Origin of the sequence: Lysinibacillus zambalensis (assembly GCF_040183165.1) — a bacterium.
GTDB lineage: Bacteria > Bacillota > Bacilli > Bacillales_A > Planococcaceae > Lysinibacillus > Lysinibacillus zambalensis.
On record NZ_JBEGDG010000029.1, the window covers coordinates 33,986 to 43,276 of the forward strand.

5 protein-coding genes are annotated in these 9,291 nt (G+C 37.5%); 2 read left to right on the forward strand and 3 right to left on the reverse strand.

Annotated elements, in window-relative coordinates:
• Window positions 1-30: 30 nt before the first annotated feature.
• Together ABNX05_RS23520 and ABNX05_RS23525 are read left to right on the forward strand one after the other, a co-directional pair.
• Window positions 31-1,317 carry an MFS transporter gene (locus tag ABNX05_RS23520; RefSeq protein WP_349661912.1) on the forward strand — a complete coding sequence of 429 codons (1,287 nt, stop codon included), beginning with the start codon at window positions 31-33 and terminating at the stop codon, window positions 1,315-1,317.
• A gap of 58 nt (window positions 1,318-1,375) precedes the next feature.
• Window positions 1,376-2,155, forward strand: coding sequence for an SDR family NAD(P)-dependent oxidoreductase (locus ABNX05_RS23525; RefSeq protein ID WP_349661913.1), 780 nt, complete (start codon window positions 1,376-1,378; stop codon window positions 2,153-2,155).
• Between the two features lie 67 nt (window positions 2,156-2,222).
• Here the strand turns inward: ABNX05_RS23525 and ABNX05_RS23530 are convergent, their stop codons facing one another.
• From ABNX05_RS23530 to ABNX05_RS23540, 3 genes are all read right to left on the reverse strand, one after another.
• Window positions 2,223-6,629 (reverse strand): S-layer homology domain-containing protein, encoded by a 4,407-nt coding sequence (locus ABNX05_RS23530; protein WP_349661914.1) that lies wholly within the window; start codon window positions 6,627-6,629, stop codon window positions 2,223-2,225.
• 297 nt (window positions 6,630-6,926) lie between these two features.
• The gene (locus tag ABNX05_RS23535) at window positions 6,927-7,118 is read right to left on the reverse strand and encodes a hypothetical protein (RefSeq protein ID WP_349661915.1); all 192 of its coding nucleotides are present in this window, start codon (window positions 7,116-7,118) and stop codon (window positions 6,927-6,929) included.
• A gap of 209 nt (window positions 7,119-7,327) precedes the next feature.
• A complete protein-coding gene (locus tag ABNX05_RS23540; protein ID WP_349661916.1) occupies window positions 7,328-8,896 on the reverse strand; it encodes a sensor domain-containing diguanylate cyclase in 1,569 nt (522 codons plus the stop codon).
• Window positions 8,897-9,291 lie beyond the last annotated feature (395 nt).

Consider the following 9,291-nt stretch of genomic DNA (forward strand, 5'->3'; position numbering starts at 1 on the left):
ATGATAAAAAGGATTTAAGGAGGAAACATTATGAATCGTAGCTTAACTGCATCTCCTTCAAAGCAAATCTTTGGTTTACCAATAGCGTTAATTTGGGGATATATAGCCATTGCTTTCTTTATGACTGGAGATGGAATTGAACAAGCATTTTTATCAAAGTATATAGTTGATTTAGGGTTTTCTACTCAACAAGCCTCATTAGTCTTTACTGTGTATGGGCTCACTGTTGCCATAGCTTCGTGGCTTTCAGGAGTATTGGCAGAGATAGTTGGGCCACGTCGTACGATGATCGTAGGTTTTGTACTTTGGATTATTTTCCACATTGGCTTTTTAACATTCGGTCTTGAACAGAAAAACTTTTCTATGATGCTAATCATGTATGGAATACGCGGAATTGCCTATCCGATGTTTATTTACGCTTTTGTAGTTTGGATTGCATACGCTGCTCCAAAACAAAGATTAGCTTCAGCGATGGGTTGGTTTTGGTGTATGTATTCTGTAGGAGTAGGAGTTTTCGGTACATACCTGCCAAGCTTTTCAATTCCTGCAATAGGATTTATGGGTACATTATGGTCGGCAATTCTCTTTATTGCTATCGGTGGCTTGATGGCGATGTTTTTAATAAAAGATGACTTCAATAGTTATAAACAAAATACGACAAATGAAGGACCACTGCGAGAATTACTAAGAGGGATTACAATCGCAAAAAACCCACAAATCGTTATCGCTTCAGCTGTACGTATTATTAATCAAATCTCGCTCTTTGGTTTTGTCGTTATACTACCGATTGTTTTTACAGAACAAATCGGATTTACGATGTCCGAATGGCTACGTATTTGGGGAGCTGTTTATGCAACAACTATTTTCACGAACCTAATGTGGGGTATTCTTGGAGATAAACTTGGATGGGTTAGACAGGTAAGATGGTTTGGTTGTATAGGTATGGCCATCGCTACTTTAATTTTTTACTATTTACCGATATCCTTTGGACCAAATATTTGGGTTGGATTATTTGTAGCTATATTCTTTGGGTTTGCCATTGCTGCATTCGTACCAATGTCGGCTATTTTCCCTACCCTTGAACCGTCTCATAAGGGTGCAGCAGTGTCCATGCATAATTTATCAGCAGGTTTAAGTAACTTTGTTGGCCCAGCAATTGTAACAGCGGTTGTACCAATCGCTGGTGTTGAAGGTGCTATATGGACACTTACTGTATTATATATAGTTGGCTTTATACTGACATTCTTCATGAAAGTCGATCAAAACATCAGCAAATCAGCTACCGATGACAATCAATCAATCGAAATTGCACATTAAATTTAGATGTAACCCTATTAATGAAAGCGATAACATCAAATAAAAGGAAGTGTAATATATGAGTATTTTAAATAGATTTAGTCTTAAAGATAAGGTATCGATTGTAACTGGAGGAGCAATGGGATTAGGAAAAGCAATGGCTCTTGCTTTAGCACAAGCTGGTTCTCATATTGTCATAGCCGATTTAAATTTAGAGGAAGCCCAGAAAACAGCTGATCAATTCAAGCATGATGAAGGAATAGACACTCTTGCGATCAAAATGGACGTAACCAATGAAAAGCAAGTCAATGATATGGTAACGAAGGTGTTGAACCATTTCGGTAAAATCGATGTTTTATTCAATAACGCCGGCATTACAATTCATGAAAAAGCCGAAGAGATGTCATTTGAAAATTGGAATAAAGTCATCAATATCAATTTAAATGGAGTTTTTCTAGTATCAAAAGCTGTGGGCAAAGTAATGCTCGATCAAAAAAGAGGATCTATCGTAAATATATCCTCTATGTCTGGCATCATTGCTAATACACCGCAATGCCAATCTTCTTATAACGCATCAAAAGCAGGTGTGATTATGCTTACGAAGAGCTTAGCAATGGAATGGGCAAAGCATAATATCAAAGTGAATACAATTGCTCCAGGATACATGAAAACAGAGCTAACAAAGCCTTATTTTGAACAAGGTGGAGACATGATTGATACTTGGATGGGCCTTACCCCTATGGGCAGACCTGGGACACCGGATGAACTAGGTGGTATAGCGTTATACCTAGCTTCAGATGCTTCTTCTTTTGTTACAGGAGGCGTGTTTACTGTGGATGGTGGGTATACTGCGTTGTAGTTGTTAATATTTGATGTAAAAAAAGCTAGAGAATTCGATATATGAATTCTCTAGCTTTGCTTCTTTTTTATGGCTTAGGTGTATATTGAATTTCCACATATTGTTGTGGGGTATGACCTGTACCATTCGTCTCTTTTTGATAAGCCCAAACAATATTTCCATACTGATCTTTTGTGAATAAGAATACTCTTTGACCTGTTTTAAACACATTCTTAGTTCCACCAGGGTTAGTAGCTGGGTTAGCTACAAGAGGTAAGATTACGCTACCATCTGCTGCTTTTTTAATAGATCCTTTACCAAATGAAACTATTCCATCACCAGCTGGTTTATTATTTTTAACACTATCTAATATTAATTGTGGGTCTAATGTTGTTTTATTCGCCATAGTAACCGCATAGAAGTATTCTTGGTTTAATTCAAGCAGTGTGAGAATATTTACAGAAACATCCATTGTTGTTGAATTATATTCTGCTGGTACGCCATCAACATTTCCTGTTAAGTTAGCATAACTCATTGTGTTATATGCATCTTTGCCTGGGTAAACATACTTACCAAAGTCATTTATATCAAACTTATTACCTTCGAAGTCTGAAATAATATAATCTCGTGCTTCATCTTTCATCTTAACGGTAAATGTTTTATCCGCCGTACCTGAGCCAGTTGGCTTAATAATTAATTGGCTTTCATCAGTTGTTTTTGTACCCTGTGTATACTTAACAACCTCATATTGCGAAGTTATATCTTGATCGTTCTCGTCAGTAATTGTTAAGAAACTTAAATCTTTAATTGGAGACTCGCCTTTTTCATCACGCATGATGGCTTCACTGAATGAAATCGTAAACGTACTATCTAGATTACGATATACAATATTGCGTTTCTTTTCTTTATCAACTGTCATTTCAAAGCGTGGTGGTGTGCCATCAGAATAGAAATCTTGTTTCATCCAACCATCATTTGATTCATCGTGATTTCCATTTGTATTAGCTTTATAAACTGTAAAGTTACCATACGTATCCTGTGCACCTAAATAAACAACATATTCGGTATGTGGTGTTAAAGTAACTCCTGTCATATCTAAAGTTCCAGACGCGCCTTTTCCACTTTTTGTGACTGAAGGGCTTGATTTAAGTTTGTCTTCTAATGATTTTCTTTCTGCTGCCGTGTTAATAGTTAGCTTTGCATCCGGATTATCTGTTCCATCAGCATTTTTCTTTGGTACGAACCAGTAATGAAGCTTTGTTGTCTCATCTGTATTGAAACTTACAGTGGCTTTCGTATCATCATAACCTTTAGTAGTACCAGACTTCACTTCAAATTCGGTAACTAATGGTGCTTTGGAGTCCCCAAATATTTCTTTAGAAGCTATTTTTGAAAGCTCGCCACCACGGTCTTTTAATATCATATGAACCGAATAGCTTATAAATGGATTTAGTTTATCTTTATCCATAACAATCGGGAATTTCTTCGTGTCATCTTCTAAGTCGGCCGGACCAGAGCCAATTTCAATATAAATATCTTTTCCACCTATTTGGAAGTAGCCTGATTTTAATGATGATTCAGTCGCAAATTCATTATAGAAATCTCTCTCCGTAATGCCTTTATCTTTTAAATATTGCTCAAATGTTTTTGTTTCTCCATTGTCTTCGACTGTATCAGGTAAAACCATGTAATAGTATGTTCCTGCTTTATTTGGCTTAAATTCTACCTCAGCTCGTTTATATTTTTCATCCTGATCTGGTTTACCAACAACATTTAATTCTAGAATCTTTGGCGGAACATAGTTTTCGTGCACATATTCTGCAAAGTTTCTAACACTCTTACCAGCTTCAACAGTATTGACATTTTCAAATTCATTGCCTGCTAAATCCTTAACACCCGGTAATACAGTTACACGTAATGTATCTCCATAGACAAAACCAGTTTCTGATGGAATGGTTAATAATACTTTTTTATCACCTTCCTTATACTCAACAGCAGAAGGTTTTATTTTTTTCTGACCTGTCATATTGACGATAACTGTTCCTGATAGATCATAGTTATTTACATTTTGTGCGCTTTTAGGGTCTAAAGCTTCATTTAAATAAATGTAGAATTGATTTTCCTTTCCAGCGGCAGGTTCAAGCTTCTTATTGTCAACGAATGGATTGATATTATCAAGTTTTTTCGTTGTAAATACCTTCACTGCAAGATCTTTATCTGTTGAGTAATTACCTGAGGCATCCTTCATCACTACATAAAGTTGATACTCTGTTTCAGCCTCTAAATTTGTTAGCATATCAGTAATTGCAAGTTTCCCTGCAACTGCCTCACCCTTACCTGTTGGTTTAGCAACAATATCTGCAGTTGTTGGATCAGCTGCTGTCGTCTTTTTACGTACGTAGTAGTAATATTCCCCTGGTTCACTTGCTGTAAATGTAAACTCTGCGCGTTTTCCGCCATGAAGAGGGTTTACGTTTAAGTCTTTAACAACTGGCGGTGATGCATCTTTCATTTGGAATTCTTGTTTATCAATCTCAGAAGCATTTTTCGCTCCATCAACGACCATCACGTAAACAATATATTCTTTTTTCTCACCTAAATTAGTGATTTTAATAGTGTTTTTACCATTCACTGCGGCGCTTGTTCCATGTGCTGCGTTGTCAGTAGAAATGCGATTCACCATCTCTTTTTTCGTTGGTGCATCGGCGCCTTTTTCGCGAACAATATAGTAGTAAGTTCCAACTTCATCTGAAGTGAAGTCTACCTCAACATCACTACCATTTAAAACTTTTACATTCGTAATGTCGACTATCGGTTTTGTTTTATCAGCCGGGTCTTGCTTATCAATATCGTCTTTATCGACTGGTTTACCATCTTCATCTACAATATTGCCGATATTATCTTTATCCTCTAAGAAGTCGTCGAAGATATTATTCGGTCCCTCGCCCTTCGGTATAATCACTTTGTCAATATACGTGTAATCTCCAATATCAACCCAACCGTATACATTATCAACATACAGAACACCTACGCGACCATCTAGATATAGCTCTAAATCTGTGTAGCTATTGTAGTTAATCCAGTCGATGTTGCCATCTCCGTAAATTGTCAGCTTCGTTTCTGTATCGAGGTTTAGTGTGCCGATATTTCCTTGAATCTCAAATTCACGAACATTCCCGATAATGTCTACACGTGGTAGCTTCATATTTGTTTCGATTTTTGTACCGCTTTGAGCGACAACTAAGCGTGATACAGTGCTGTTATAAAATTCAATATGTTTTTCAACATTTTTCATCGTCACTTTATCTTTAGACCAGTTCTCAAATGGCTTGTTTTTATCAGGATTTTTGTCGGAATTCTGATCTGCCCAATCTTGAAGATCTGTTGTCGAGCCGTTATTAGATGAGCCTTCATCATTTGGATTATCTGGATTAGTCCAGTTAATAAATGCAGTATTAGTGCTTGCTATACGGCCAAAAGATAATGGCTTATAGTAGGAAAAACCTAATTGTAAAGGTGGACGTACCGTTTCGTTGACATGCATTGTACCAGTCAATGTAATATTTGAGAATTCAATATAGTTTCCATTAACAACGATTGTTCCACCGAAGGACTTACGGTCGCCATCGAACACTAGAGACCTTGAGTTTGTCCCACTTGCATTCAATGTAAGCTTTGATACAGAGCGAATAGTTTTACCTGAAAAGTCTCCTTCAATTAGCGCATCTTTTAATACAGGTGCATTATCTTCGTTAAAAATATGCGAGAGACTTTGTGGTACTGAGTATCGATCGCCATTTATGTAGACAGTATCGTCTTCAACATTTGTAATTTTGAAAGATGTGGCATTCCCTTTTTTCTCTTGTGAACGCACAATAAAAGATGCGAATTGTCCACGTGTAACCGCATTATGTGGTGAGAAAGTGACAGGTGTTGTCCCTTCCGTAATCTTCGAATCTACTAAACTTTGGATATAGATAGCGTTGCTTGTTTCGCTAGTTACATCTTTGAAACTATTGTTGTAATTAGAGGCTACCTCTAAATTAAAGCCAAGCACTAAAATTTTCGCTAATTGCCCGCGTGTCATCACTTCATTAGGCATAAATGTTCCATTTGAATAGCCCGACATGATTCCTGCATTTTGTAGAGCAGCTATATACTTGTAATATTCACTACTTTTCGGAACGTCTTTTAAATATGGATCTTGTACATTTCTCAAATCTAATTTTAAAACAGTCGCCAGCATTTTTGCCGCCTGACCACGTGTTACACTTTGATTTGGTCGAAAAGTATTGTCTGCATACCCATTAATCGCACCTTGATTATATAATTTTAAAATGTCGTCATAATGACTTGAATATGGGTCAACATCTGTAAATGGTGAAGAAGCCGCAGCTGCCTTTTGTGGTGGTGGCACTACAACAGCAATCCCACTAGTAGCAAATACAGTTGCTATAAGTGCCTTGTTCACTTTTTGGATTTTTGTTTTATCCATCCCACTCTTCCTTTCATCTATGTATTTGATACGTTCAAACTAACATTTTCATCATACCCTTTATATCGACAGGTAGATAGTGAACCTTCATAGATAAATCTAAATTTATGGAATAAAATAGTTAACAATAAATAGAAAAAATATAAAGTTCCCCCTCATAACGTGAGGTTGATTTCCGTTCCGACTGGGCGCTTTCCTGGGGGCGTCCGATGAGCCGCTTCACTCGCGTTGCTCGCTCCAGGGTCTCATCTGGGACGCTGATCCCCAAGGAGTCGCCCAGTCTCCACTCCAATCAACTTATACAATGGCATATGTTTTGTTCCAACCTTTGTGATGAATCAAAAGAACTTTCTCAGACACTGTACTTTCAGCCATCCAAATTGCACTACTAACCAATCCCTTATCTTTTTTCGATTCCTTTTCCTTTAACATAAAAAAGCCAAGGAGCATCGGTGCTCGCTTGGCTTTTAACGATATATAGGCATACATCTAGACGTACTTGCGATGTCATAAGGGAAAGGGGGATAACCTTGCATCTTGTCAAGTCGATCGAGAGATGTGTCCCGAGTTTACGTATCATTTTGAACATGTTTTGATAAGTCATATGGGGAATGACTTAAAAATAGCTTGCCCAAATGATCGTTGCATTAATCATGTACCCTAAAATTAGAAATGTATGCTTATTCCCAAAAAAATTTTTATTTATTTTCCTGCTCTGCTACCATAACTTGATTTCGCCCTACTTGTTTTGCAAGATATAGCGCACTATCCGCTGCCTCAATTAACTTTTCTGTCGTGTCGGCCATTTGCGGATACACGGCAACACCTGCAGATAATGTAACTGGACGACCACAAGGACTTATAGTATGCGCCAACATATCTCGTAGTTGTTCTGCCACCTGTGCCGCTTCCTCAGCAGTAGTAGTTGGCAATAACATGACAAATTCCTCACCACCGTAGCGACAACAAACATCTCCCTCACGAGCAACAGCTTTCATATTTTGAGCTAAAAATTGTAAAACCTTATCACCTACTGCATGACCATACGTATCATTCACACTTTTAAAATGATCTAAATCAAGTAGAATGAGGGCATGTGGCAACTTGTTGTCAAGCCACTCCGCTAGCATCGCATCCATTGTGCGACGATTGGTTACACCTGTTAGCGGATCTGTCGTAGATTGATCTTTAAAAAACGACACCTGTCCTTGTAAAAATGTTAAACTCCGAATGAGAGCACTTTTAAGATAATGCGCTTCAAAATACCAACTACGTACAGATTTCAGGCCTTCTACATTTTTCGAATCCATGCTCTCCTCTGTTAAAGTAGCTAATTGCTGTAAGGGATTTGCAATACGTGCTGCCGCCCAAAGGACAATTAAAATTGAAAGGAACATAAGCGGAATGGATTTTATAGCAACTTCCTGTACTCTATCAAATGAAGGAGCTAATGCTACATTTAACGGTCGTTGGGCAACTACTCCCCAGTCTGTCAAAGGTACGGTGCTATAACCGGCAAGCATTTCTACTCCTCTAGTATTCAATACTTGCTGAGCCCCATTTTTTCTAGAAATCACTGCTTGGACAACTTTATTATCGATAGCAATATCATTAACGCGACTTGGGTCCTGATGATAAATAACGCGCCCATCCGAATCAACTACATACACATATGACCCATCATGATAATAATGCTCTCCGAGTAATGCATTAAAAACATTTCGTTCTTTTAAATAAATTGTCCCAGCTACCATTCCTAAATATTCATTGGTCTCTGAAAATATAGGATACGATATAAAAATAAGGAGACGCCCTGTTATTCCCTTATAAGGCTTTGAGACAAGAGGTTCCTTTTTAGATAAAGCATCTTTCGCTCCAACAGATGTTAATACTTCGCCTAGTACCTCTTCAGATGGTGGTGAAATAGATAATACAAGACCTTCTGCATTTGTGATCAGCACAGAGTTAAACATGTCATTTTGCATTTTCAAACGTTCAGTTTCCTGAACCAATGCATTGTTATCATGCATTTTTGTTTTTATCCAACCGGCGCTATATCCTAATATCTGAAAAGATTCTTCAAGATAAGAACTAGCGGTTGTAGCTAGTTTTTGTGCATAGACTCGATTCGTTTCAAGCGTATTCTCTTTAATCGAGTCTACGTTCATTCGGTATCCACTCCAAATGCTACCAATACCAGTTAAGATAAAAGCAGCTATCGCAACGCCCATGATTAAATACTTTAGCTTTATCTGTTTTGATTTCATTTTCTATCTTTTACCCCTAATTTATAATTTCTTCTATTATTCTATTAAAACACAAAAAATTTCTTATTAAGAAAATTTCTTACCTCAAAAGTAAAATGTTTGTCAAAATAGTCCTTCTCAAGGCCCTCTTATAACAAAAGTAATATAGTAGGCTACACCCCAAAACTAAAGATGACATTTGTTAAAACTTATACTTTGTATATTAGTTGATCTTCGTTACGACTGGGCGACTCCTTGGAGATTAGCAATAGCAGAACGAAGGCTAAAAGCATCACATCCTGTGATTACGCCTTCTTGACCAACATCCTGCTGTTGCTGTCGCTGCGCTTTCGCACAAACAAAACCAAAACCTGCTGTTGCTGTCGCTGCGCTTTCGCACAAACAAAACCAAAACC